The 25,663-nt window shown below is 68.1% G+C and carries 22 protein-coding genes, 1 tRNA gene and 3 pseudogenes; 20 read left to right on the forward strand and 6 right to left on the reverse strand.

Translation table 11 applies throughout. The features are described from left to right. Positions 1-126: 126 nt before the first annotated feature. Positions 127-531 (forward strand): hypothetical protein, encoded by a 405-nt coding sequence (locus PX653_RS01205; protein ID WP_277416141.1) that lies wholly within the window; start codon positions 127-129, stop codon positions 529-531. A 14-nt stretch (positions 532-545) separates the two neighbouring features. On the opposite strand, the gene PX653_RS01210 is transcribed toward PX653_RS01205, so the two are convergent. Then, on the reverse strand, positions 546-1,193 hold the full coding sequence (locus tag PX653_RS01210) for an energy transducer TonB (protein WP_277416142.1): 648 nt from the start codon (positions 1,191-1,193) through the stop codon (positions 546-548). Positions 1,194-1,335: 142 nt separating this feature from the next. On the opposite strand from PX653_RS01210, the gene PX653_RS01215 reads away from it, so the two are divergent. The 7 genes and pseudogenes from PX653_RS01215 to adeC all read left to right on the forward strand — a co-directional run bounded on the left by PX653_RS01215 (position 1,336) and on the right by adeC (position 12,492). Continuing rightward, entirely contained in the window at positions 1,336-1,989 is a 654-nt protein-coding gene (locus tag PX653_RS01215; protein WP_277416143.1) for a response regulator transcription factor, read from the forward strand. Between the two features lies 1 nt (position 1,990). Then, complete coding sequence (locus PX653_RS01220) at positions 1,991-3,304, forward strand: sensor histidine kinase (protein ID WP_277416144.1); 1,314 nt, start codon at positions 1,991-1,993, stop codon at positions 3,302-3,304. A gap of 111 nt (positions 3,305-3,415) precedes the next feature. Continuing rightward, a pseudogene (locus PX653_RS01225) lies at positions 3,416-5,301 on the forward strand (MFS transporter). Positions 5,302-5,439: 138 nt separating this feature from the next. Next, the gene (locus PX653_RS01230) at positions 5,440-6,201 is read left to right on the forward strand and encodes a hypothetical protein (RefSeq protein WP_277416145.1); all 762 of its coding nucleotides are present in this window, start codon (positions 5,440-5,442) and stop codon (positions 6,199-6,201) included. Positions 6,202-6,693: 492 nt separating this feature from the next. Continuing rightward, positions 6,694-7,905, forward strand: coding sequence for an efflux RND transporter periplasmic adaptor subunit (locus PX653_RS01235; protein ID WP_277416146.1), 1,212 nt, complete (start codon positions 6,694-6,696; stop codon positions 7,903-7,905). A 27-nt stretch (positions 7,906-7,932) separates the two neighbouring features. Further along, a pseudogene (locus PX653_RS01240) lies at positions 7,933-11,081 on the forward strand (efflux RND transporter permease subunit). Position 11,082: 1 nt separating this feature from the next. Then, entirely contained in the window at positions 11,083-12,492 is a 1,410-nt protein-coding gene (gene adeC, locus PX653_RS01245) for an AdeC/AdeK/OprM family multidrug efflux complex outer membrane factor (protein ID WP_277416147.1), read from the forward strand. Between the two features lie 46 nt (positions 12,493-12,538). Here the strand turns inward: adeC and PX653_RS01250 are convergent, their stop codons facing one another. Further along, positions 12,539-13,039: a GNAT family N-acetyltransferase gene (locus PX653_RS01250; RefSeq protein ID WP_277416148.1), complete on the reverse strand. Its 501-nt coding sequence runs from the start codon at positions 13,037-13,039 to the stop codon at positions 12,539-12,541. 144 nt (positions 13,040-13,183) lie between these two features. Here PX653_RS01250 and PX653_RS01255 point away from each other — a divergent pair, with 144 nt between their 5' ends. Next, positions 13,184-13,795 carry a TetR/AcrR family transcriptional regulator gene (locus tag PX653_RS01255; RefSeq protein ID WP_277416149.1) on the forward strand — a complete coding sequence of 204 codons (612 nt, stop codon included), beginning with the start codon at positions 13,184-13,186 and terminating at the stop codon, positions 13,793-13,795. 28 nt (positions 13,796-13,823) lie between these two features. Further along, on the forward strand, positions 13,824-14,531 hold the full coding sequence (locus PX653_RS01260; RefSeq protein ID WP_277416150.1) for a fumarylacetoacetate hydrolase family protein: 708 nt from the start codon (positions 13,824-13,826) through the stop codon (positions 14,529-14,531). Here the strand turns inward: PX653_RS01260 and PX653_RS01265 are convergent. Continuing rightward, a complete protein-coding gene (locus PX653_RS01265) occupies positions 14,522-15,373 on the reverse strand; it encodes an SIR2 family NAD-dependent protein deacylase (protein WP_277416151.1) in 852 nt (283 codons plus the stop codon). The genes PX653_RS01260 and PX653_RS01265 overlap by 10 nt on opposite strands. Positions 15,374-15,475: 102 nt before the next feature. Here PX653_RS01265 and PX653_RS01270 point away from each other — a divergent pair. After that, positions 15,476-15,552: transfer RNA gene (locus PX653_RS01270), tRNA-Pro, on the forward strand. A 55-nt stretch (positions 15,553-15,607) separates the two neighbouring features. On the opposite strand, the gene PX653_RS01275 is transcribed toward PX653_RS01270, so the two are convergent. Then, positions 15,608-15,895 (reverse strand): hypothetical protein, encoded by a 288-nt coding sequence (locus tag PX653_RS01275; RefSeq protein ID WP_277416152.1) that lies wholly within the window; start codon positions 15,893-15,895, stop codon positions 15,608-15,610. A gap of 24 nt (positions 15,896-15,919) precedes the next feature. Then, positions 15,920-16,075, reverse strand: coding sequence for a hypothetical protein (locus tag PX653_RS01280; protein ID WP_277416153.1), 156 nt, complete (start codon positions 16,073-16,075; stop codon positions 15,920-15,922). On the opposite strand from PX653_RS01280, the gene PX653_RS01285 reads away from it, so the two are divergent. From PX653_RS01285 to PX653_RS01305, 5 genes are all read left to right on the forward strand, one after another. Beyond that, a complete protein-coding gene (locus PX653_RS01285) occupies positions 16,074-16,808 on the forward strand; it encodes a PEP-CTERM sorting domain-containing protein (protein WP_277416154.1) in 735 nt (244 codons plus the stop codon). The genes PX653_RS01280 and PX653_RS01285 overlap by 2 nt on opposite strands. 193 nt (positions 16,809-17,001) lie before the next feature. Then, positions 17,002-17,208, forward strand: coding sequence for a hypothetical protein (locus PX653_RS01290; protein WP_277416155.1), 207 nt, complete (start codon positions 17,002-17,004; stop codon positions 17,206-17,208). Between the two features lie 144 nt (positions 17,209-17,352). After that, complete coding sequence (locus PX653_RS01295) at positions 17,353-17,712, forward strand: DUF6152 family protein (protein WP_277416156.1); 360 nt, start codon at positions 17,353-17,355, stop codon at positions 17,710-17,712. Further along, positions 17,712-18,182: a DUF6644 family protein gene (locus tag PX653_RS01300; RefSeq protein WP_277416157.1), complete on the forward strand. Its 471-nt coding sequence runs from the start codon at positions 17,712-17,714 to the stop codon at positions 18,180-18,182. Before PX653_RS01295 ends, PX653_RS01300 begins: the two co-directional genes overlap by 1 nt. Before the next feature lie 19 nt (positions 18,183-18,201). Beyond that, entirely contained in the window at positions 18,202-18,966 is a 765-nt protein-coding gene (locus PX653_RS01305; RefSeq protein ID WP_277416158.1) for a metallophosphoesterase family protein, read from the forward strand. On the opposite strand, the gene PX653_RS01310 is transcribed toward PX653_RS01305, so the two are convergent. Further along, complete coding sequence (locus PX653_RS01310; RefSeq protein WP_277416159.1) at positions 18,963-19,841, reverse strand: LysR substrate-binding domain-containing protein; 879 nt, start codon at positions 19,839-19,841, stop codon at positions 18,963-18,965. The genes PX653_RS01305 and PX653_RS01310 overlap by 4 nt on opposite strands. A gap of 102 nt (positions 19,842-19,943) precedes the next feature. On the opposite strand from PX653_RS01310, the gene scpC reads away from it, so the two are divergent. The 4 genes and pseudogenes from scpC (at position 19,944) to PX653_RS28290 (ending at position 25,594) form a co-directional block, all read left to right on the forward strand. Beyond that, positions 19,944-21,434, forward strand: coding sequence for a succinyl-CoA:acetate CoA-transferase ScpC (scpC, locus tag PX653_RS01315; protein ID WP_277418488.1), 1,491 nt, complete (start codon positions 19,944-19,946; stop codon positions 21,432-21,434). 307 nt (positions 21,435-21,741) lie between these two features. Then, complete coding sequence (locus PX653_RS01320) at positions 21,742-22,554, forward strand: Ig-like domain-containing protein (RefSeq protein ID WP_277416160.1); 813 nt, start codon at positions 21,742-21,744, stop codon at positions 22,552-22,554. Between the two features lie 345 nt (positions 22,555-22,899). After that, positions 22,900-25,080, forward strand: a pseudogene (locus PX653_RS01325) (Ig-like domain-containing protein); the annotation flags it as partial. Positions 25,081-25,270: 190 nt separating this feature from the next. Further along, positions 25,271-25,594, forward strand: coding sequence for a DUF4214 domain-containing protein (locus tag PX653_RS28290; RefSeq protein ID WP_371876455.1), 324 nt, complete (start codon positions 25,271-25,273; stop codon positions 25,592-25,594). Positions 25,595-25,663 lie beyond the last annotated feature (69 nt).

A 25,663-nucleotide genomic window follows, 5' to 3' on the forward strand; every position in this document is an offset into this window, starting at 1 on the left:
CATGCCGATTAAGCCATCGATAAGCCGGCACTGATATTTTTCTCACATTGTCACGAACCGCGACCGCCATGTCCACGCTACCCATCAGAATGCCCGGCACCGCGGCATCGCGCTGTTCCGCCGACGATGGCGCCGGTGCTGGGCGACGTCACGCGGCGCTGGCGTACGCCCGGCCCTGGCCCCATCGCCGATGCCGCCCAGCGCCCCCTGTCGTACTTCATCGCGCACGAGCTGACGCATAGCGACGTGTCGCGCCGCTTCGGTCGCACCGTCATGTTGCGCTACCCCGAGTGGCTGCTGGAGGGGTACGCGGACTACGTGGGCAAGGCCGGCGACGTCGATTACGCGGCCAATCATGCCGCGTTCCTGGCCGGCGCCCCGGAACTGGACCGCCGCCGGAGCGGGCTGTATCGGGGGCATCACCTGAAGGTCGCGTACTTGCTGGACCGGCAGGGCTGGACCCTGGAGCGGCTGTTTGCCGATCCCCCGGCCGCGCAGGAACTGGAGCGTCGCTTGCGGTCCGGCCGATAAGCTGCGGCGCGGCGCTACTCGTCCAGGTTCCAAACATACTGCATCCGCGTCCACGATTGCTGCGGCACGCCATCCACGGTGCCCGGCTGGAAGCGGCACAGCGACAATCCGGCCTGCGCCGCCCGATCCAGCTCGCGCGAGCCGCTCGAGCCTTCCACCTTCGATTCCACCACCTTGCCGTCCGTGCCGATCAGCAGGGCCAGCGTGACGGTGCCCGTCTCGCCGTTGCGCAGCGCATTGCGCGGATAGTCGGGCCGCTTGCAGGCCCGGGCGTCCACCACCGCTGCGACCCGTACCGGAGCCGGGCGGGCGGCCGGCTCCGCGGCCGGGCCTGCCGTGCCGCCCGCCGCCGGCGTGACCGCCGGTGGCGCCGCGTCGTCGGTCGAGCGTGTCGTCAACTGCGGTGGCGGCAGCGTCGGTTCGAAGTGCTCGACCGGCGGCACGGCGATCGGCGGCGGGTTCGATGGCGCCGGCAGCGGCACGGACTCGGGCGGCGGGGGCGGCTCCACGGGTGGGGGTACCAGCACGTCGATGATGCCGGGTGGTACCACCTGGTTCAGCGAGATCGTGTTGTTATGCAGGGCGAACAATGCCGCTGCCCCGTGGACCAGCACGACGACGGCGATACCGGTGGGATTCCGTTTTGCTTCGTTGAAGTTCATTTTCGCTCTCCGGGAAGCCTGGATTGCCAGGCAGTGGAAGTATACTATTCCATCATGTAGCAATAATGGAAGGGATTTCTTTGCGCGTGGTTGCCATGCTATGCTGCCGCCGATCAGAAAAAAATTTGCCAGGGGGTGGAAAATGAAGCAGTCGACGGCGACGCGCATCCGCGTCATGCTCGCGGACGATCATCCGATCGTGATGGGTGGCTTTGCGATGTCGCTGGCGGGGCCGGACATCGACGTGGTGGCCCAGGCTCGTTCGCCGGAGGAAGCGCTGGCGCTGTACGCGGCCGAGCGCCCGGACGTGCTGGTACTGGATATCCGTTTCGGCACGCAGCTGACGGGCCTGGACGTGGCGCGGCGCCTGCTGGCCGACGAGCCGCAGGCTCGCATTGTTTTCCTGACCCAATTCGACCAGGACAGCCTGGTCAAGGAGTGCTACCGCATCGGCGGCCGGGCCTTCATTACCAAGGATTGCGATCCGGAGGAACTGGCGGCCGCCGTGCGTCGCGCATACCAGGGCGAGCTGTATTTCATGCCCGCCATCGCGGAGCGCCTGGCCAGCCTGTCGGTCAAGGGCGACGAATCGCCGCAGGCGCTGCTGGACGAGCGCGCGCTGGCGATCTTCGCGCTGATGGCCGAGGGGCTGACGAACGCGGAGATCGCCCAGCGGCTGGACGTGTCCAGCAAGACGATCAGCAATGCCAGCCAGGCCATCAAGGACCGGCTGGGCGTGCACCGGCCGGCCGATATCACCCGCCTGGCCGTGCGCCATGGCCTGATCCAGCCCTGACATGGCGCCCGCGTTGTCGCATCGCTGGCGGCCGTGGTCGGGCTGGAGCACGCGTACGCGCCTGCTCGTCATCACCGTCGCTCCCGTCGTGGCGATGTGCCTGGCCTTCGTCTGGTACAGCTACCAGTCGCGCCAGCAGGAAGCGCGCGCCGAACTGGCCGAACGGGGCCAGGTGCTGGCGCGCGTGCTGGCCGACAGCAGCGAGTACGCCATCGTCTCCGGCCGCTACGACGACCTGCGACGCACCGTCCGCGACGTCCTGCAATCGGATAAGGCGATCTGGCAGGTCGCCCTGTTCGACGGCCAGCGCCGTCCGTTGCTGCGGCTGCAGGGCCATGCGGCGGGTGCGCCGGAAGGGCGCTACTACGAAGCCCCGGTCGTCAAGCGCCTGATCTGGATCACGCCGCAGCCCGCGCCCGGCGGCCCGGCACCGGAAGGCAGCCGCCAGGGCATGACGGTTGAAACGGTCGGCTACCTGCAGGTGCGCATGGCGCCGGCGGCCCTGCTGGCGAAGCAGGCGCGTCGCTTCCACGTCGAACTGCTGGTGGCGTGCGCCGGGCTGCTGCTGTGCGCCGCGCTGGCGTTCCGGCTGTCGCAGGGTTTCGACACGTCGCTGCAGGCCTCGCTGCGGGCGCTGCGCGATGCCGATGCGGAAAAGCGCCAACTGCTGCGACGCGTGAACACCGCCGTGGAAGCGGAGCGCCAGAGCATCGCGCTGGAGATCCACGACGAACTCAATGCGGTGCTGGTCGCCGCGCGGCTGGAGTCGCAACGCATTGCCGCGCTGGCGCGCGACGTGCAGCCGCCGGCGCTGGGCGAGGACATCGCGACGCGTGCGCAGGCGATCGCCCGGCTCACGCTCGGCCTGTACAGCAGCGGCCGGGCGCTGGTGCGGCGCCTGCGCCCCGAAGTGCTGGACATGCTGGGCCTGCGCGGCGCGGTCGAGGAAATGGTGCGGCAGTACGAGGCGAGCCACCCGGACTGCCGCTTCGCGTGCGACGCCAGCGAGGACTTCGACGGCATCGCGCCGGAGGTGGCGATCACCGCCTACCGCGTGGTGCAGGAAGCGCTGTCGAACGTCGTCAAGCATGCGCGCGCGCGCCACGCCCGCGTGCACCTGGCCCGGCGCAACGGCATGCTGCACATCGACGTCGAGGACGACGGCAGCGGCTTCGATCCCTCCGCAAGCCAGGGCGGTATCGGCGTGGCCGGCATGCGCGAGCGGGTGCGGGCGCTGGACGGCAGCTTCACCGTTGCAAGCGACGACCGCGGTACCCGCATCGCGATCGCGTTGCCGTTGCAGCCGGCAGCGTAGCCGCGCCCCGGTAAACTCCCGGTAGCGCAAAGCGATACCGTGCGTTACAGCATTGTTCCTGCGCGGGTTGTCCTGTATGTTGTCGTTTCCCTCAACCTTGACCGTACCCACATGAGCCAGGCGAGCCAGTTTTCGCTGCTGACGCAGCGCCGTTTCGCACCCTTCTTCTGGACCCAGTTCCTCGGGGCCTTCAACGACAACCTGTTCAAGACGGCGCTGATCGTCGTGCTGACGTTCGACGCGGCCAGCTGGACGACGCTGTCGCCGTCGCTGGTGACGAACCTGATCCCGGGCTTGTTCATCCTGCCGTACGTGCTGTTTTCGGCCACCGCCGGCCAGGTCGCGGAAAAGTTCGAGAAGTCGTCGCTGGTACGCTTCGTCAAGTGGCTGGAGATCGCCATCATGGGCATCGCCGCGCTGGGCTGGATGACGCACAACCTGTGGCTCCTGATCTTCTCGGTCTTCGCCATGGGGACGCACTCCACGCTGTTCGGCCCCGTCAAGTACGCCTACCTGCCGCAGCAGCTGCGCCCGGAGGAGCTCACGGGCGGCAACGGGGTCGTCGAGATGGGCACCTTCGTCGGCATCCTGCTTGGCCAGGTGTGCGGCGACGTCATCGTCATGCACCAGGGCCTTGGCATCACGTTCGTGGCGGCGGGCACCGTGGGCTTCGCGGTGCTGGGACTCGTCGCCAGCTACCGCATTCCCGTCACGCCGGCGCCGGCGCCGGACCTCAAGGTCGCCTGGAATCCCGTCGCCGAAACCTTCCGCAACCTGCGCCACTCGGCGGGCAACCGCACCGTGTTCCTGTCGATGCTGGGCAACTCCTGGTTCTGGTTCTACGGCGCCATGGTGCTGGCCCAGTTCCCCGTTTACGCGATGACGTACCTGCATGGCGACCACAGCGTGTTCGTGCTGCTGCTGACCGTGTTCTCGCTGGGGATCGGCGTGGGCTCGCTGCTGTGCGAGCGCCTGTCCGGCCACAAGGTGGAGATCGGCCTCGTGCCGTTCGGCTCCATCGGCCTGTCGCTGTTCGGCATCGACCTGTATTTCGCCAGCCAGGGCTATACCAATACGGCCACGGTGGATGCCTTCGGCATGCTGGCGCAGCAGGGCAGCTGGCGCATCGTGTTCGACGTCGTCATGATCGGCGTCTTCGGCGGCTTCTTCATCGTGCCGTTGTTCGCCCTGATCCAGCTGCGCTGCGATCCGCGCCACCTGTCGCGCACCATCGCCGGCATGAACATCCTGAACGCGCTGTTCATGGTGGCCGCGGCCGGCGTCGCGATCGTGCTGCTGGGCCAGGGCCTGACCATCCCCGAGCTGTTCCTGGCGACGGCCATCCTGAACGCGCTGGTGGCCCTGTACATCTTCTCGCTGGTGCCGGAGTTCCTGATGCGTTTCCTGGCCTGGCTGCTGATCCACACGGTGCACAAGGTCAAGGTGATCGAGAAGGGCCGCATTCCGGAGCACGGCGCCGCGGTCCTCGTCTGCAACCACGTCAGCTACGTCGACGCCGTCGTCATCATGGCCGCCAGCCCGCGCCCGATCCGCTTCGTGATGGACCACCGCATCTTCAAGACGCCCCTGCTGGGCTGGATCTTCCGCACCGCCAAGGCGATCCCGATCGCGCCGGCCAAGGAAGACCCGTGGTTGCTGGAGAAGGCCTATGTCGATATCGCCCAGGCGCTGCACGAGGGGAGCTGGTCTGCATCTTCCCCGAAGGGCGGCTGACGACGACGGGCGAGATCAACGAATTCAAGGGCGGCATCGCCAAGATCGTCGAGCGCTCGCACGTACCCGTGATCCCGATGGCGTTGCGCGGCCTGTGGGGCCACCTGCTGAGCCGCAGCGACGACAACCTGCTGGAGCGCGCCTTCCGCAAGGGCCTGCGTTCGCGCCTTGCGCTGGCTGTCGGCACGCCGGTGGCGCCTACGGAAGCGACGCCGGAACTGCTGCAGCGCGAGGTGGCCGCGCTGCGCGGCAGCTGGAAATAACTTTTTTGAACAGGTGCGGATAATAGAAAGTTGGTTAATAATATGTGGACGATAAGTTCACCCGAGCGCTGGCTAACTTGTTAACATAGCCGCTTTTCCATCAGGCGCCCTGCGCCAACGACCGAAGGACGACCAACGATGAACCGACACTGGAAAACCGCACTCTCCGCTGCAATCCTTGCCCTGCTGGCCGCCTGTGGCGGCGACGACGACGACGATCCTGCCGGCACGCCGACCGGCGCGTCGAGCAACGCCTTCGCACGCCAGTTCACCACGGACTTCACGCGCGACGTCGATGGCTGGGCGTCCGAGTCGAGCGACTACACCACGGCAACGGCACCGTCCGGCGTCGTGGTCGAGCAGCGTGCGACCGACCAGTTGGGCCTGGGTTATCCGGCCGGCAGCAAGGCTTTGTTCGTCAGCGCCCGCAACAACAGCAGCGACACGTTTGTCTACCTGAAGAAGCAGCTGACGGGATTCGTGGCCAACACCAGCTACACAGTGACGTTTACCGTCAACCTGTTGAGCATCGCGCCGACGGGCTGCCTGGGCGCCGGGGCGACGCCAGGGGAATCCGTGTGGACCGTCGCCGGCGCGGCGCCGACGGAACCGAAAGCAGTCACGGAGAACGGCACCGTCAAGTTCAGCCTGGACAAGGGCAACAACGGCGCTGCCGGCGCGACTTCAGTCGTGCTGGGCAACATCGGCAACGGCGGCGGCTGCAGCCTGCCGCAGCAGTACGCGCCCAAGCTGTACCGCAACGTCGCAGGCCCGACCGTCAAGGCGGACGGCGAGGGCAAGATCTGGGTGTACCTGGGCATCGACTCTGCCTACGCCGACACCTCCAGCGTCTACCTGCAAAGCGTGACCAGCTACTTCGCACCGGTGCCTGCCACCTGAGCCAAGCGGCTCCCGCCAAAGCCTCCCGCGCCGCCTGGCCCGGGAGGCTTTTTTACGTGCGCGTCGCCAAAACCGCAATTGGGGACAGCCTCCGCGCAATTGGGGACAGCCTCCGAATTCTCCGGGGGGAAATCGGAGGCTGTCCCCGATTCGGCAATGGGAGGCTGTCCCCGATTCGCAGCAGCGGGTCGCCAATCAGGGACAGCCTCCGCTGATCCCGCACATCCGCACGCAAATCAGGGACAGCCTCCGAATTCTCCGAACCGTGCATCTCCCGGCGGGAGAAATTGGAGGCTGTCCCCAATTGTCACGGCGCGAGGAAATAGGAGGCTGTCCCCGATTCGCGATGCGCAGCCGACAGCGTCAGGCCATCAACGTTTCCCGAAAGCCATCTTAATAACCGCACGGTCAGTAAGTGCATAAGTTTCCGATTTGTATTAGAATGATCGTTCATTCTATCAAGCACGACCCTTCTCGAACGAAAGTGACCGTATGAAGAACACGCTCTCCAGCCCGCCGCTGCGGTCGGCCGGCATCCTTTTCCTCGCATGCGCGGCGGCGCTGACCGCCGGCTGCGACACCAACAAGCAGGCGGCCGGTCCCGGCGCCGGCGGCAAGATGCCGCCGCCCCAGGTCGGCGTGTACACGGTGACGCCGCAGGCGCTGCCCGTCGTGACGGAACTGCCGGGCCGCACGTCGGCCTACCAGGTTGCCGAAGTGCGCCCGCAGGTCGGCGGCATCGTGCAGAAGCGCCTGTTCACGGAAGGCGCCGACGTCAAGGCCGGTACGCCGCTGTACCAGATCGACCCCGCCACCTACCAGGCCACCTACAACCAGGCCAAGGCCACGCTGGCGCGTGCGAAAGCCAACCTGCTGACGTCCGGCCCGAAAGTGGCCCGCTACAAGGAGCTGGTCGAGATCGAAGGCGTCAGCCGCCAGGACTATGAAGACGCGGTCGCCGCCAACGCCCAGGCCAAGGCCGACGTGGAGTCGGCCCAGGCCGCGCTGGAGACGGCACGCATCAATGTCGAATACACCAAGGTGTCGGCGCCGATTTCCGGGCGCATCGGTCGCTCGACCGTGACCCCGGGCGCGCTGGTGACGGCCGGCCAGGCCGCGGCCATGACGACCGTGCAGCAGCTCGATCCGATCTACGTGGACGTGACGCAGTCGAGCGAAGAGTTGATGCGCCTGAAGCGCCAGCTGGAATCGGGCGGCGTCAAGAAGGCCGGCGAGCAGGCCAAGGTCACCTTGAAGCTGGCCGACGGCAGCACCTACGCCCAGCCGGGCAAGCTGCAGTTCGCCGACGCCAGCGTCGACCCGGCCACCGGCAACGTGACGTTGCGCGCGCTGTTCCCGAACCCGAAGCAGGACCTGTTGCCGGGTATGTTCGTGCGCGCCGTGGTGGAAAACGGCATCGACGAGAAGGCCATCGCCGTGCCGCAGCAGGGCGTGACGCGCAACCCGAAAGGCGAGGCGACCGCGCTGGTACTGAACGGCCAGGGCATCGTCGAACAGCGCGTGCTGCGCACGGCCGGCACCATGGGTGACAAGTGGCTGGTCACGGCCGGCCTGGCCGCCGGTGACCGCGTCATCGTCGAGGGCGTGCAGAAGGTCAAGCCAGGCGCCCCGGCGACCGTGGCTGCGGCCAACCCAGCCGCCACCGCGTCCGCCAAGCCGGCTGCCCAGCCAGCGGCGCACTAATCGGCACACTAAGCAGGAGCAGAATTCATGGCAAGATTTTTCATTGACCGGCCCATCTTCGCATGGGTGGTCGCGATCGTGATCATGCTCGGGGGATCCTCTCGATCATGGCACTGCCGATCGCGCAGTACCCCAGCATCGCCCCGCCGTCGATCTCGATTTCAGGCTCCTACCCGGGCGCCTCGGCCAAGACCGTCGAGGACGCGGTGACGCAGGTCATCGAACAGAAGATGAAGGGCATCGACGGGCTGCGCTACATGGCGTCGTCGTCCGACTCCACCGGCGGCATCAGCATCACGCTGACCTTCAAGAGCGGCACCAACCCGGACATCGCACAAGTGCAGGTGCAGAACAAGCTGCAGCTGGCCACGCCGCTGCTGCCGACCGCCGTCACGCAGCAGGGCCTCGTGGTGTCGAAAGCCACCAAGAACTTCCTGATGGTGCTGGGCTTCGTGTCGGAAGACGGCAGCATGAACAACGCCGACCTGGGCGACTACGTGGCGGCCAACGTGGTCGATCCGCTGTCGCGCGTACAGGGCGTCGGCGACGTCACGCTGTTCGGTTCCCAGTACGCGATGCGCATCTGGCTCGACCCGACCAAGCTGCAAAGCTTCCAGCTGACGCCGGCGGACGTGATCACGGCCGTGCAGGCGCAGAACGCCGAAGTCTCCGCCGGTGAGCTGGGCGGCGCGCCCGCCATCCCGGGCCAGCAACTGAACGCCACGGTGACGGCGCAGAGCCGCCTGCAGACCGCCGAGCAGTTCGGCGCGATCCTGCTGAAGACGATGGAGAGCGGCGCCACCGTGCACTTGCGCGACGTGGCGAAGATGGAACTGGGCCGCGAGAACTACAACACCGTCGCCCGCTTCAACGGCAAGCCGGCCGCCGGTATCGCCATCAAGCTGGCGACGGGCGCCAACGCGCTCGATACCGCCGAAGCGGTCAAGCAGCGCATCGACGAGATGGGCAAGCTGTTCCCGCAAGGGATGAAGGCCGTCGTCGCGTTCGACACGACGCCATTCGTCGAGCTGTCCATCGAGGAAGTGGTCAAGACGCTGGCCGAGGCCATCGTGCTGGTGTTCCTCGTCATGTACCTGTTCCTGCAGAACTTCCGCGCCACCCTGATCCCGACGATGGCCGTGCCGGTCGTGCTGCTGGGGACCTTCGCGATCCTGTCCACGCTGGGCTATTCGATCAACACGCTGACGATGTTCGCGATGGTGCTGGCCATCGGCCTGCTGGTCGACGATGCGATCGTCGTGGTGGAGAACGTCGAGCGCGTCATGACGGAAGAGGGCCTGTCGCCGAAGGAGGCGACCAAGAAATCGATGGGCCAGATCTCGGGCGCGCTGGTGGGTATCGCGCTGGTGCTGTCCGCCGTGTTCGTGCCGATGGCGTTCTTTGGCGGCTCTACGGGCGTCATCTACCGCCAGTTCTCGATCACGATCGTGTCGGCCATGGTGCTGTCCGTGCTGGTGGCGATGATCTTCACGCCGGCGCTGTGCGCCACGTTCCTGAAGCCGGTGGAGAAGGGCCACCACATGACGAACCGCGGCTTCTTCGGCTGGTTCAACCGCACCTTCGAGGCCGGTACCGACAAGTACCAGGGCTGGGTCGGCAACATGATCCGCCGCAGCGGCCGTTCGATGATCGTCTATGCCGTGCTGCTGGCCGTGCTGGCGCTGGTGTTCATGCGCCTGCCGACTTCCTTCCTGCCGGAAGAGGACCAGGGCGTGCTGTTCTCGCAGATCCAGCTGCCGACCGGCGCCACGCAGGAGCGTACGCTGAAGACCATCGAGAAGGTCGAGCAGCACTTCCTGCAGAACGAGAAGGCCAACGTGGCTTCCGTGTTTGCCGTCGCCGGCTTCTCGTTCGGCGGCAATGGCCAGAATACGGGTATCGCGTTCGTCAAGCTGAAGGACTGGTCCGAACGCGGCGGCAAGGAAAACCGCGTCGGTGCCATCGTCGGCCGCGCCATGGGTTCGTTCATGCAGCTGCGCGATGCGATGGTGTTCGCGTTCGCCCCGCCGGCCGTGCTGGAACTGGGTAACGCTTCCGGCTTCGACCTGCAGTTGCAGGACCAGGGCGGCGTGGGCCACGAGGCGCTGATGGCGGCTCGTAACCAGCTCCTGGGCATGGCCGCGCAGAACAAGGCGCTGGTGGGCGTGCGCCCGAACGGCCAGGAAGATACGCCGCAGTACAAGATCACCGTCGACCAGCAGAAGGCCACCGCATTGGGCTTGAGCGTGGCGGACGTGAACCGGGTGCTGTCGGTGGGCTGGGGCTCGGCCTACGTCAACGACTTCATCGACCGCGGCCGCGTGAAGAAGGTGTTCATGCAGGGCCAGGCCGACGCACGCATGGTGCCGGAAGACCTGAACAAGTGGTTCGTGCGCAATGCGTCCGGCGACATGGTGCCGTTCTCCGCGTTTGCCCATGGCGAGTGGATCTATGCTTCGCCGCGCCTGGAACGCTACAACGGCCTGTCGTCGGTCAACGTGCAGGGCAGCCCGGCACCGGGCGTGTCGTCCGGCGTGGCGATGGCCGAAGTGGAGAAGATGGTGGCGCAGCTGCCGCCTGGCATCGGCTACGAGTGGACCGGCCTGTCGGTGGAAGAGCGCGAGTCGGGTTCGCAGACGACGTCGCTGTACGCCATCTCGATCCTGATCGTGTTCCTGTGCCTGGCCGCGCTGTATGAAAGCTGGTCGGTGCCGTTCTCGGTGCTGCTGGTGGTGCCGCTGGGCGTCATCGGTACCGTGCTGGCGACGTGGGGCTTGCACCTGTCGAACGACGTCTACTTCCAGGTGGGCCTGTTGACGGTGGTCGGCCTGTCGGCCAAGAACGCGATCCTGATCGTGGAGTTCGCCAAGGAGCTGCAGGAAGCGGGCCGCGACCTGCGCGAAGCGACCCTGGAGGCGGTCAAGCTGCGCCTGCGGCCGATCCTGATGACGTCGATCGCGTTCGGCCTGGGCGTGCTGCCGCTGGCGGTGGCGAGCGGCGCCGGTTCCGGCAGCCAGAACGCCATCGGCGTGGGCGTGTTGGGCGGGATGCTGACGGCGACGTTCCTCGGCATCTTCTTCGTGCCCGTGTTCTTCGTGCTGGTGCGCAGCTGGTTCGCCAGCCGCGCCGCCAAGCCGGCGCCGGGCACGGATGCAATCGTTAAGGAAGCACACTGATATGAACAAGTCCCTCATTACCGCGGCAGTCGCCGCACTGCTGGCCGGCTGCAGCCTGGCGCCCGTGTACGAGCGCCCCCAGGCGCCCGTCACGCCGGTCTGGCCGCAAGGCGACGCCTACCAGCCGGCCGCGCGGCCGACGGAGGCGCGCGACGCTGCCGCCATCGGCTGGCGCGAATTCATCGGCGACGAGAAACTGCGCCAGCTGGTGCAGCTGGCGCTGGACAACAACCGCGACCTGCGCGTGTCGGTGCTGAACATCGAGCGGGCCCGCGCCCAGTATGGCGTGACGCGTGCGGCGCAACTGCCGCAGGTGAACGCGGCGGTGGGCCAGACGGCGCAACGCGTGCCGGACAACCTGAGCCCCAACGGCGATGGCTATATCACGCGCCAGTACAGCGCCAACCTGGGCATCTCCGCGTTCGAGCTGGACCTGTTCGGCCGCGTGAAGAACCTGTCGGAAGCGGGCCTGCAGCAGTACCTGGGCACGCAGGAAGCGCGCCGCGCCCAGCAGATCAGCCTCGTGGCCGAAGTGGCCAACGCCTGGCTGACGCTGGCGGCGGACCAGGAACGCCTGCGCCTGGCGCAGGACACGCTGAAGAACCAGCAGATCAGCTATGAGCTGAGCCGCCGGCGCTTCGCCGCGGGCGCCACGTCGGCCCTGGACATGTACGAGGCGCAGCAAAGCGTGGAATCGGCCCGCAACGACATGGCTGTCTATACGGCGCAGGTGGCGGCGGACCGCAACGCCCTGGCGCTGCTGGCCGGCGCATCCGTGCCGGCCGAACTGCTGCCGCAAGGCGGCCTGACGGCGGCGACGCAGCTGGCGGACCTGCCGGCGGGCGTGCCGTCGGACGTGTTGCAGCGCCGCCCGGACGTGCTGTCCGCCGAGCGCACCTTGCAGGCGGCGAACGCCAACATCGGTGCGGCCCGTGCCGCCTTCTTCCCCCGCATCTCGCTGACGGCATCGGCGGGCAGCGCCAGCAGCGCGCTGTCGGGCCTCTTCAAGGCCGGTTCGGGGGCGTGGAGCTTTATTCCGCAGGTGACGCTGCCGATCTTCACGGCCGGCGCCAACCAGGCCAACCTCGATATCGCCAAGGCCGACCGCGACATCGCGCTGGCTCAGTATGACAAGGCGATCCAGTCGGCATTCCGCGAAGTGGCCGATGCGCTGGCCCAGCGCGGCACGCTCGACGAACGCGTGGCATCGCAGACGGCGTTGGCCGAGGCTTCGGCCAGGAGCTACCGCATCTACGAGGCGCGTTACCAGAAGGGCGCCGATGCGTACCAGACGTCGCTGACGTCGCAGCGCAACCTGTACGCGGCGCAGCAGGGGCTCATCAGCGCGCGGCTGGCCAAGGCAACCAACCAGGTGACGCTGTACAAGGTGCTTGGGGGCGGGTGGCAGTAAGGGGTGGAAACACCGGCGAAACACCGGTGCCTGACACCAGGGGTGTTCAAGTAAGCAGCGGCGGCATCCACTCCAGGCTGTTGTGCATGCCGTTCGCCCCGCGCAGCACGAAGCCGCAGCGCTGGAACAGCCGGTAGGCCGGGCTGCTCAGCAGCAGGTCCAGCCGCACGGGCACGCGCATGCGCACGCCCTGGGCCTGCAGGCTGCGCAACAGGCCCAGCCCGATGCCGCGGTTGCGGTATTCGGGCAGCAGGCTCATGTCGAGAATCCGGATCTCGTCGGGACCGTAGTTGACGTACAGGCTGCCGATCGGGCGGTCGCGTTCGAGGATGACGGCGATGTCGCCGTATGGGTACACCGTGCGCAGTTGCGCCTGGCGGGCCCGGTACTGCAGCGCCACGAGGAGCGCCTCGGTGCGGGCGTCGCAACCGTCCATGCGCTGGTCCGTGCCGCGCGTGCTGGCGTACAGCTGCTCCAAGAAGCGCTGGTCGGCCTGTTCCACCGGCCGCATTTCGATGGTACGGGAAGGGGTGGTCCGGGTAGCCATGTACTTTCCTGAAAAAGACGACAGTTGGCGAAGGCGGGACTGCAGTAGAAATAATAGCATCAGCCGGACAGGCCGGTGCCGTCCGTTTGACAAACCGGGGCCGCGTGCCCACAGTTACGGCCGAGAGAATCGGAACCAGACAGTATGACCACACCAGAAAAGCGCCATCCCGACCCCGAACGCGCCCGCAACCGGCGCCGCCAGGTGCTGGACGCGGCCGCGGCATGTTTCAGCCGCAGCGGCTTCCACGGGGCCAGCATGGCCGAGATTTCCAAGGCCGCGGGCATGAGCGCGGGCCACATCTACAACTACTTCGACGGCAAGGACGCCATCATCGCCGCCTTTGTCGAGGAAAACGTCGAACGCGTGTCGGCGCTGCTGCGCGACCTGGAAGCGCGCGGCGACGTGCTGCAGGCGTTGCTGGACGACGTGCCGAAAAGCGTCGCCGAGCACATCGACCGCGACGTCTGGCGCCTGCCGCTGGAGATCACGGCGGAAGCGTCGCGCAACCCGACCGTCGCCGCCGTCGTGTACGACGCCGACCGCCGCACCCGGGCCATATTCAGGCCGCTGTTGAAGGCCGGGCGCGAGCGCCACGGCCTGCCGGTGGACGACGCCCTGCTCGAAGGCCGGATGGACGCTATCATCACGGTGTTCCAGGGCTTGAGCGCGCGTGCGCAGCACAACCCGGACATCGACCAGGCCGCGCTGACCGCCTCCGTGCAGGTGGCGATGAAGGCGCTGCTGTTTTCCTGATACCGATACCTGACGCCCTGCCACCACCATGACCGATTACGTCTTCCCGCCACACCGGGCCGCCGCGCTGTTCGTCGCCGGCACCGACGCCCGTTTCCCCGTCCGCCGCGTCTACTGCGTGGGCCGCAACTACGCGGGCCACGCCCGCGAAATGGGTTCGGACCCGCAGCGCGAACCGCCGTTCTTCTTCAGCAAACCGGGCGACGCCGACGGTGTCGTCGCGGTGGCGGCCGGCACCACGGCCGAGCTGCCGTTCCCGCCCCGCACGGCCAACTTCCACCACGAGTGCGAGCTGGTCGTCGCCATCGGCAAGGGCGGTGCCAATATCGCCGTTGACGATGCGCCCGGACATGTCTTCGGCTACGCGGTCGGCTTCGACATGACCCGGCGCGACCTGCAGGGCCAGATGAAGGACGCCGGCCGGCCATGGGAGATCGGCAAGGCCTTCGATCATTCGGCGCCCGTCGGCGTGCTGCATCCGGCCGCCCAGGTGGCAGGGATCGACCAGGCGGCAATCCGCCTGCAGGTGGACGGCGCGACGAAGCAGGAAGGGCGCACCGACGACATGATCTGGTCGATCGCCGAGACGATCGCCAACCTGTCCACCTTGTTCACACTGCAGCCGGGCGACCTGATTTTCACGGGGACGCCGGAAGGCGTGGGCGCCGTGCAACGCGGCCAGCTGCTGAGCGGCCATGTCGACGGCCTGACGGACCTGGCGGTGCGTTACGTCTGATCGCGCATGCGGGCCGCGATGGCCCGCAGCCCTGCCAGCGCACCCGCCGCCAGCCCGACATCGCGGCTGCCGGCGACTTCCCACTCGCGCGGATTGATCCGCACCAGCCGTCCGCCGCCATGCACGACCTGCTGGCTGAAGTACCGCACCGACGGTACGGCCGTCCCGGCACCCAGTTCGATGACGACGGGCCGCCGCACCTGCCGCAGCCACGCCTGCAGGCGCGCCGCCTGGCGCGCGCTGCGCTCCTGCACCCAGCCCCAGTCGCCGAACATCAGGATGTTCGGCCGCGCCCGGCCGCCGCAGTGCGGACATGCGGGCGGCTGGTTGCGCAGCCGGCACGCAGCGGCATCGACGTCCGGCACGAAGCCGTCCGCCGGCCAGATCGCGGGCGTGCAGGCTTCGAGGCACTGTAAATGATGAATCGAGCCGTGGCACTCGTGGACGCGCTGCGCATCGAAGCCGGCGCGCTGGAACTGGCCGTCGACATTGCTGGTGAAGACATGGCAGCCATGCGACATCCGTTCGCCCCACGCGCGCAGCAGCGCAAACCCCTCGTGCGGCACGGTGGCGCGGTACAGCGCCAGCCGGTGGCCGTAGAAGCCCCACGCCAGCGCAGGATCACGCTCGAACGTGGCGGGGGAGGCGACGCTGGTGAACGCCAGCCGCGCGCGCCCGAGGGCGGGATAGGCGCGCCAGAAGCCGGCGTCGCCGCGAAAGTCCGGCAGGCCCGAATCGACGCCCATGCCGGCGCCGGCCGCCACCACCAGGCCGTCGGCCTGGGCGATCAGGTCGGCCGCGCGGTCGAGCAGGGCAGGGGACAATGGTCGGTCGGTCGTCATCGGGCCATTCTAGCGCTTGCGCGGCGCGCCGCGTCAGCCCCTGCTTTTGTGCAAAAGACCATAGCAAAAACTCAAACCCCTCTGCTATAATCCGCAACTCGTCGGGGCGTAGCGCAGCCTGGTAGCGTACTTGCATGGGGTGCAAGGGGTCGGAGGTTCGAATCCTCTCGCCCCGACCAAAGAATCGACAAAAAAGCCAATCCTCGGATTGGCTTTTTTGTTTTCAGCCGCGCATCAAGCGCCGCTTCCGCTTTCCTGGGCCGCCAACCCCCGCGCCAGCACCTCGGCCACGGTGGCATTCATATCTCCGCCGTTCTCGGCAGCCAGCACCTGCAGTTGCTTTACAAGTTCGCTGTTGAGCTTGACGGCAAACGGCACGAGGCCGAGGGCCTGGTCGCGCTTGCGCTGCTCGCGCTTGTCGACGGCGGGTACAGCTGTACTGCCGAACGCCGTGCTGCCGGGCGCGGCCATTTTGCCCATGAGCTTCTTGGCGTCGTTCTTGGCGAGATCCGTCGTTTTCATTCTGCTGCCTCAAAACTCCCTATTCTACGCGCCGCCCCGATCGCCCGGCGTCGGCGTAGCCGCCATCGCGCGAAAAATTGTCCGATTGTTACGATCAGTGAGATTTGCGACGTTGTGGAACTGATATCGTTGCGCGGCAGGCGATAAGGTAATTTTTTTCTTAAAAAAGGGGAATTTCATGAAGCAACTCTTGATCGGACTGGTCACGGCTGGCGCGGTGTGCGCGGCAGGTGGCGTGCAGGCCGCGACCAGCGTGACGGCAACCAATCTGCAGATCGACATGCTGTATTCCGATGCCAGATTCGGCATGGAAGTCCTGTCGGACAACGGTGGCACCTTGACGCTGTCGATGACGAACCTCATGTCCCCGGGCTTGTGGCAAGTAACCAGCGAGCAATGGAGTGGCGAGTACGGCAACGGTGACGCCGCCTCGACGTCGCTGCAGTTCGACGTACGCGACGGTTACCGGATCACTGCGCTGACGATCAGCGGCAAGGCGTACGGCGTGCTCGACGCAACGTCCGCGCCGGCGGACGTGCCGGCCGAGTGGCAGCCCTACGCGCGCAACACTTTCGATTTCCGCTGGTACGTCAACGGCGCGACTGCCGGCTATAGGATCGGCGGCAGCGATATCGCCGGCCACCAGGAATTTAGCGATACGGTCGCGCAAGCCATCCAGGGACGCTCGGTTGTCCGTTTCGACACCTCCCTGAGCGTCTTGGCCCGCGGCTATATCGATACGCCATGCACCGATCACTGCTGGGGCGTCGAATACCCTGCCACGGCCGGGATCCAGGTCAGCGACGTCGTCATGACAGTCCAGATCGCACCGGTCCCCGAACCGGCCACGTACGCAATGCTGCTGAGCGGCCTGGCACTGGCCGGTGTCGTCGCACGGCGGCGCAAGGCCTGATCCGCCCGGCGCCGGGGCTGCCGCGGCAACTCGCGGTAGCGGCGCGGGGCGTCATCGTTTCCGGTACCCGGCGCGTTAGCTGGAAGAGCGCCCCAGACAACGTCCGGGCGCGCCCACAGGCATCGCAACCGTGCGCCCACTCGCGTGCGGTTTTGATAACGTGAGCGGTTCTGAAGCAGTAGAGGTTCGAATCATGGCGGAACGCGGCAAGACCAGGGCGCGCGCTGACGGTTTCACGGCGGCGCGCGTGGACGAGGCACTTCGGATTGCGAACACGGATGGGGTCCACCCGGCACTCGAGTACATGCAGCTGGCTGGCGTGCCGCGCCTGACGGCACTGCGTGTGCTGTGTTCGCCGCAGATGCACCGGCAGCGCGAGCGGCGCCGCAATCCCCGCTGAGCGCGTACGGTCCGCCGGCGGCCGCAGCAAGCGCTTTACGGAAGCGTAGTTCATTGTTGTGACGCGCCGGTGACATCACCGGCGCGCGTGCAGGCATTGCAGCAAACTTGCAGTCCCACCGCCGTCCCATTGCAGGGAGGTTCCATGCACCGTTCCACCGCATCCCTCAGCGCCACCGCGTTGCTCACCGCCGCGCTGGCGACTCCTGTTTCAGCCCACCACGGCTGGAGCGAATACGACGCCGCCAAACCCCTCAACCTGGCGGGCACCATCGTCGAAAGCGGTTATACGCAGCCGCACGGCTACGTGCTGCTGCAGTCGGCCGACAAGCGCTGGCACGTCGTGCTGGCGCCGCCCTCGCGCATGGAAGGCCGGGGCCTGTCGAAGGAGGCGCTTGTCGCCGGCGCCAAGGTCACCGTGTATGGCTATCCTCACCGCAGCAAGCTCGATGAGCTGCGTGCCGAGCGCATTACCGTCGGCGACAAGACCACCGAACTGCGTTGATGGACTGGACGGCCTGGCTGGCCGCGACGACCGTCGCGCAGGCGATGCGCGCCGACCCGTGGCTGTACCCGATTGTCGAGATCTGTCATATCGTCGGCTTTGCCGTGCTGGTCGGGGCGGTGGCGCTGTTCGACCTGCGCCTGCTGGGCTGCGGCCGTGCATTGCCCGTGCAGGCGCTGGCCGCGCACCTGTTGCCCTGGGCGGTGGGCAGCCTGCTGCTGATCGTGCCCGCCGGCTTTCTGATGTTCGCCACCCAGCCGCGCGACTTCCTGACCAATCCGGCCTTCCTGCTGAAGATGACGTTGCTGCTGGCGGCCGGCGCCAACGCGGCCATCTTTCACTTGGGGGTGTGGCGCCATGCCCCCGGCTGGACGACGAGCGTGCCCTGGCCGGCGCGGACGCATGCGCTGCTGTCGCTGCTCCTGTGGGTGGGCGTCATCGCCTGCGGGCGCCTGCTGGCCTACCTGTGACCGGCGTTATACTGCCACCATGCGAATCGCGGCGATCTCCGACATCCACGGCAACCTGGCGGCACTGGACGCCGTGCTGGCCGATATCGCCCGGCGCGGCGCCGACGTCGTCGTCAACCTGGGCGACCTGCTGTCCGGCCCCCTGCAGCCGTGCGCCACGGCCGAGCGGCTGATGGCGCTGGACCTGCCTACCGTGGCCGGCAACCACGAACGCCAGGTGCTGACGCACGCGCCCGCACGGATGGGCGCCTCCGACCGCTTCGCCAGCGAACGTGTGACGCCTGCGCAGCGCGCCTGGATGGCGACATTGCCGGCGACCTTGCGACTGGGCGACGACGTATTGCTGGTGCACGGCACGCCCACGTCCGACCTGACCGGCTGGCTGGAAACGGTGACGCCGGCCGGCATGCGCCCGGCCACGCATGCCGAAGTACTGGAGCGTGCCGGCGATGCGCGCGCCGGCCTGCTGCTGTGCGGGCACACGCACGTGCCGCGCGCACTGCGCCTCGACGACGGCCGCCTGGTCGTCAATCCCGGCAGCGTGGGCCTGCAGGCCTACGACGATCCCGAGCCGTGGCCGCACCGGATGGAAAACAGCACGCCGCATGCGCGTTATGCGCTGGTCGAGCGCAGCGGCACCGCGTGGAGCGTCTCGCACATCGCTGTCGTCTACGACTGGGACGGCGCCGCCGCGCTGGCCGAACGGCACGGCGCGCCCGATTGGGCGCATGCGCTGCGCACCGGCCGCATGCCGGACCGAGACACGCTGACGGCGGGCCGCTAGCCCAGCACCTCGCCGCAGACCTCCAGCCACGCCCGTGCGGCGTACGACAAGTAGCGGCCATTCCACACGTGCGCCACCTGCCACTCCAGCGCCGGTTCGACGATGCGCACGGCCTGGACCCGGTCTTCCGCCAGCCGGGTGACGAACGGCTCCGGCAGCAAGGCGACTCCGATGCCGGCCGACGCCATCTCCACCAGCCAGTCCCATTGCCCGCTTTGCGCCACCACGCGCGGCGCGATGCCGGCCGCGGCAAAGGCGCGGCGCAACGAGCGGGCCAGCGCGAAGTCGTCCGTCAGCAGTACCAGCGGCAGGTCCGCCAGCGCCGCCAGCTTGAGCGTGCGGCGCTGGGCCTGGAAGGTGCCAGTGGCGGCGAGCGCCCAGATCGGGCTGGCCGCCACGGGCAGGGTGCGCAGCGCCAGCCCGGAATCGGCCGGCAGCACCGTCATGCCCAGTTCCAGTTCGCCGGCCGCCACCAGTTTTTCCACCTGCTGGCCGGTTTCCTCGCGCAGTTGCAGCGCAATGTCCGGATGACGTTCCCGGAACGCCTTCAGCACGGGCGTGAACAGCAGGTTGATCATGGGCGGGATGCCGATCGTCAGCGTGCCGCGCCGGGTGGCCTGGATGTCGCGCACCTCGTCGGCCAGCGTGCGCATCGTCGCCAGCATTTCCTGGCCGCGCTGGTAGACGACGCGGCCCGTGTCGGTCAGCGTCAGGCGGCGGCCGTCGCGGTCAAGCAGCGGCGTGCCCAGTTCCTGCTCGAGCTGGTGCACCATCTTGCTGATCGTCGATTGAGTCACGTGCAACTGCTCGGCGGCCTGCGTGAAACTGGACAGGCGGGCCGTCTCGACGAAGTAGCGCAGCGATCGGATATCCATGAATTTTACGAATGGCTGGTGGGAAGATTAGTCATATTATCCATGAAGGGGCGATCCTATACTGTGCCGTCATCGAGCCAGGAGCACAGCATGAATCACGCCTTGTATGCCCACCGCATCCGCCGCCCCGAGCTGGTGGAGCGCGTGATGTCCGCCGCCGCCGCCGCGCGCCTCTTTGCACCGGCCATGACGGTCGGCATGAGCGGCTTCACCCGTGCCGGCGATGCCAAGGCGCTGCCGCGCGCGCTGGTCGAGCGCTCACGCAGCGAGCCGCTGGGCCTGACCCTGATCACGGGCGCCTCGCTGGGCAACGACAGCGACGGGCTGATGGCCAATACCGGCGTCGTCGCGCGGCGCCTGCCGTTCCAGGCCGACGCCACCTTGCGCCGCAAGATCAATGCGGGCGAGGTCCTGTTCATCGACCAGCACCTGTCCGAGACGGCCGAGCAGCTGCGCAGCGGCGCGCTGCCCGCCATCGACATCGCCGTCATCGAGGCGGTGGCCATCCGCGCCGACGGCGGCATCGTGCCGACGATGGCCGTCGGGAACAGTGCCAGCTTCGTGCAGGGCGCGAAGCAGGTCATCGTCGAGCTGAACCTGGCCGCGCCGCTGGCGCTGGAAGGGCTGCACGACATCTACCTGCCGCGTCCACGCCCCGATCGCACGCCGATCCCGCTGACGGCGCCGGGCGAGCGCATCGGCACCACCGCGATCCAGGTGGATCCGGCCCGCATCGCGGCCATCGTCATCACCGATAGTCCCGACAGCCCGTCCAACGTGCTGCCGCCCGATGGCGAGACGGATGCCATCGCCCGCCACGTGATCGCGTTCCTGGAAGGGGAGGTGGCGGCCGGGCGCATGACGCCACGCCTGCTGCCGCTGCAAGCCGGCATCGGCAGCATCGCCAACGCCGTGCTGCATGGTCTCGCGCAGTCGTCGTTCCGGGACCTGACGATGTATTCGGAGGTGCTGCAGGATTCGGCCATCGCGCTGCTCGACGGCGGCCAGCTGGCGCTGGCGTCGGCGTCGTCGATCACCTTGTCCGCACCCGTGCACGAGGCGTTCCTCGCCAACCTCGAACGCTACCGCGACCGCATCGTGCTGCGTCCGCAGGAGATCAGCAACCATCCGGAGCTCGTGCGCCGACTCGGCATCATCGGCCTGAACACGGCCCTGGAGTTCGACATCTACGGCAACGTCAACTCCACCCACGTGGGCGGCACGCACATGATGAACGGGATCGGTGGCTCGGGCGACTTCGCCCGCAACGGCGAGCTGGCCATCTTCGTCAGCAAGTCCGCAGCCAAGAATGGCGCCATCTCCAGCGTCGTGCCGATGGTCGCGCACGTGGACCACACGGAGCACGACGTCGACGTCCTCGTCACCGAATGGGGCCTGGCGGACCTGCGCGGCCTGGCCCCGCGCGAACGGGCGCCGCTGATCATCGAGCGCTGCGCCCACCCGGTCTTCCGCGCCGCGCTGCGCGATTACTACGAGCGCGCACTGCTGCGGGGCGGCCAGACCCCGCACGTGCTGGAGGAAGCGCTGGCGTGGCATGAGCGCTATCGCCAGGCTGGCTCGATGCGGCCGTAAACAGCAGGTCCTTGTGGAAATATTGCCAGACAGCCAGCGTAAATCATTGGCTTGGCATCATGTTGCCCGTAGAAAATTTGTCACGACGGTGCCGGCGAGCCGCCGTCGCGACAATCGCGCAACCCATCCACAGGACCCGCAATGCCCACCACCTTCGATTTTTCCAGCAACGTCGCCAGCGCTCCCGATCCCGACAACACGCTATCGAATATCGTCTATCAGGTCGTCGACCGCCATACGCTGCAGCTGACCGGCGACCAGGGCGGCTGGGGCGTAGCGGACGAGCACACCTATATCGGCATTGGATGTGGGGGTACTGCACGGCGCCGCGCTGTTCAAGGGTGGCAGCAATTTTGCGCTGAGCCTGACCTTGTCGCTTGCCGCGGGCAGGATCTTCGACCTGACATCGCTGAACCTGTGGGACCAGTGGGGCCAGGCGGGCGTGCAGTTCCGGCTGACGACCAGCAAGGGCAGCGTGGACACCGCGCCGGTCGACGGGCAGGGCGGGGTGGCTTTCCACAGTTACAGTCCCGTCCTGCAAGGCGTGTCGTCGGTCGAGATATCGCTGGTGGACCGGAACCTGACGTTCGCGCCGGCCGTGGACGACATCGTGCTGTCCAATATCACCTTCGTGCCCCGCTTCAGCGGTTCCGGCAACACGCTGGCCGTAGAGCAGAACGGTGACGCTGTCGATCTCGGCGGGCTGCTGCACGTCACCGACGTCGACAGCGGGCAGACGCTGACGTGGACCCAAGCGGGCGGCCCCAGCCATGGCACGCTGGTGATGGCGGACGTCAACGCCGCCGCGGGCGGTGCCGACATCGCGCCGGGCGGCACGCTGACCTACCGGCCCGACGCTGGCTATGTGGGTACCGACACCTTCACGGTCCAGGTCTCGGATGGCCTGGCCGTCAGCCAGAAGACGATCACCGTCAACGTCGCGCCGCAGGCCCCTGGCATGCCGGCGCTGGACCCGGGCAGCGACACCGCCACCGAGGGCGACAACGTTACCGCCGCGAACACGCTGACGTTGACGGGCACCAGCGGCGCGGGCGACAGCAGCAGCCGCGTGCGCGTATTCGTCGACATCGACGGCGACGGTGCCTTCGACGCGGGCTAGGCCAACGGCACGGCCATCGTCGCCGACGGCAGCTGGCGGGTCGAGAACGTCGACACGTCGGCCCTGGCCAGCGGGACCTACGACGTGCGCGCCATCGTCACCTCCGCCGACGGTGCGCTGGCCAGCGCCGCCAGCGCGGCGTTGTCGCTGACGGTGGACCGCACGGCGCCAATGGCCACCATTGGCGCCATCCGCCTGTCGGCCGACACCGGCGCGAACACGACCGACATGGTTACCGGCAGCGCCGCGCAGACGATCCACGCGACGCTGTCGGCCCCGCTGGACAGCGGCGACATCGTGCTGGGGTCCGTGGACGGTGGCCAAAGCTGGGCCGACATCACGGCCATGGTGGATGGCACGGCGCTGGCCTGGACCGGCGCCACGCTGGCGGCGGGCGGCGCCATCCGCCTGCGTGTCGCGGACGAACACGGCAACCAGGGCGCGGCCGCCGTGGCACCCTACACGCTGGACACGACGGCGCCACCGCACACGGTGACCGGGCTGGCACTGGAAGCGGACAATGGCACCAGCGTCACCGATTTCGTCACCAACGTGCGCACCCAGACGATTTCCGGCACGCTGTCCGGCGCCACCGGCACCGGCGAAGTCGTCGAGGTCTCGCTGGACGGCGGCACCAGCTGGAGCGGCGCCACCAACGTCATCGGCAGTGCTGCATGGTCGCTTGCCGGGCAGGCGCTTGCCGCCAGCGGCACGCTGCAGGTGCGCGTCAGCGACCTGGCCGGCAACCACGGTCCGGTCCGGGCGCAGGCGTACACGGTCGACAGCGAGGCCCCGGTAGCGGCGCGGCCCGTGCGTCCGGACCTGGTCAATCCGAACGGCAGCTTCACGTTTGCCGTCACCTACGACGACAATGGCGGTGCCGGGCTGGATGCGGCCACCTTCGGCACCGGCAACGTCACCGTGCGCGGCGCGCAGGGTGTGCTGAACGTGTCGGGCTATGCGGTGGCCGGCGGCACGGTCACCTGCACGGTGGACGCCCCGGCCGGCGGCTGGGTGGGCGGCGCGCTGGGCGACTACACGATCGGCATCGTGGGCGGCGCCGTGCGGGACCTGGCCGGCAATGCGGTCGGGGCCAGCGCCAATGCGCTGGCGTTCCACGCGGGCGTGCGGCCCAGCGCGACGGTTGCCGTGGCCGACAGCACGCTGACGGCGGGGGAGACGACGACGGTGACGATCGCCTTCGCGCAGCCGGTACTGGGCCTGGACCTTGCCGACCTCAGGGTGGCTCACGGCACGCTGTCCGCGCTGGGCACGGCGGACGGCGGGCGCACGTGGACGGCGACGCTGACGCCGGCCGCCGGCGCCTGGACCGCGTCGAATACGGTCACGCTGGACATGGGCGGCGTCATGAGTGTCGACGGCACGGCGGGCAGCGGCCAAGCGCAGTCGAATGCCTACGCGGTGCAGACGGGGACGCCGCCGGCGCCGCCAGCACCTGCCACGAACGCGACGATGGACGGGGTGCCCGTGCTGTCGCTCACGAGCGTCGACCCGGCCACCGGGTTCGAGGTGCGGACCATCGCGGTGCCGTCGGTGCCTGCAGGCCGCGCACCGGGCGACCTGGCCGATATCGTGCTGGGTGCGGGGTCCGGTACGTTGAAAGCGAACATCACCGTCGGCCTGCCGGTGGGCGCGGGCCTGGAGGTGAGCGGCCCCACGACTTTGCTGACACACGAGCAAGCGCTGCGCGACCTGGCGCATCGCATGGTCACGCCGGCGCTGGCCAATGCCGGCCAGGCGTTCGTGGCCGGATTGGGAGCGAACGTGCCGGTGCAGACGGCCACGCTGGCGCCGGTGGCGGGCGGCGCCGCGGTACCGCTGACGATCGGCGCCGGGGGCGCCGCCGCCGACGTGCTGCTGGGCGGGGGCGGCAACGACATCCTGTACGGCGGGCGCGACGACGGCGGTACGTGGAGCTTCGCCCTGGACAGCCAGGGCCTGCTGACGGCGCGCCATGCAACGGCCACGCTTGTCGCGGGCCAGCAGGAGGCGGTCGCGCTGGCGGAACTCGATCGCGCGGGCGCGGGGCTGGGCTTCCTCGCGGCATCCGGCACGGCGCTGACGGAGCTTGCGCTGCTGTACCAGGCGGCGTCTGGCCGCGCGCCGGACCTGGCGGGCTTGAACGCCCACCTGCAGGGCGGCGCCGACGTGGCGGCCATCGCCCGCGCCTTCACGGCATCGGCGGAATGGCGCGACACGGGCCTGGACCGGCTGGACAATGGTGCGTTCGTGCGGCAGATGTACGAGCAGGTACTGGGCCGCAAGCCCGATGCCGAAGGGCTTGCGTACTGGACCGCGCAGCTCGAGGGCGCCGCCGGCCGGTTCGCCACCAGGGCCGAGGTGCTGGCGGGCTTCGCGCTGAGCGACGAGGCGCGCGCCCTGCACAAGGCCGGCATCGTGATCGGCGTGACAGGCGGGACGCAGCAGGGCGACTGGTTTGCCGGCAGCGGCAACGACCGACTGGCCGGCGGCGCCGGCAACGACGTGCTGGCAGGCGGCGACGGCACCGATACGGCCGTGTACGACGTCAAGCGCGCAGACGCCCGGGTGACGCTGGGCGCGGATGGCGCCGTGCACGTCGTCACGGCCAGCGGCACGGACACGATCCGCGGCATGGAGCTGGGCGAATTCACCGGACGGCACCGTCGACCTGCGTTTCACGCAAGGACCGGCGGCCAAGCTCACGGCGGTCGGCATGCTGTACCAGGCGGTGCTCGACCGCGCCGCGGACCTGGGCGGTTTTGCCTACTGGGCCGCACAGGACGTGACGACGGCACAGATGGCCGCCGGTTTCGCCGGCTCGGCCGAATTCCAGGGACGCTACGGCGCGCTGGGCGATGCCGCGTTCGTCCAGGCGCTGTACGCCAACTCCGGCCTGGCCAAGGGGGCCGTTGGCGGCAGTGCGGGATGGGTCGATTACCTGCAGACGCACAGCCGGGCCGAGCTGATCGGCACGTGGGTCGAGCAGCAGGCCGTGCAGGATGCATATTTCGCCACGGGAGGTCTGTGGCTGGTATGAGTGCCACCTCTTCAATTGGTAATAGCTATTGATGTGATTGGATCAATTGGCTTTGTCAATCTGCGATGC

The sequence above is a fragment of the Pseudoduganella chitinolytica genome, from assembly GCF_029028125.1.
Lineage (GTDB): Bacteria > Pseudomonadota > Gammaproteobacteria > Burkholderiales > Burkholderiaceae_D > Rugamonas > Rugamonas chitinolytica.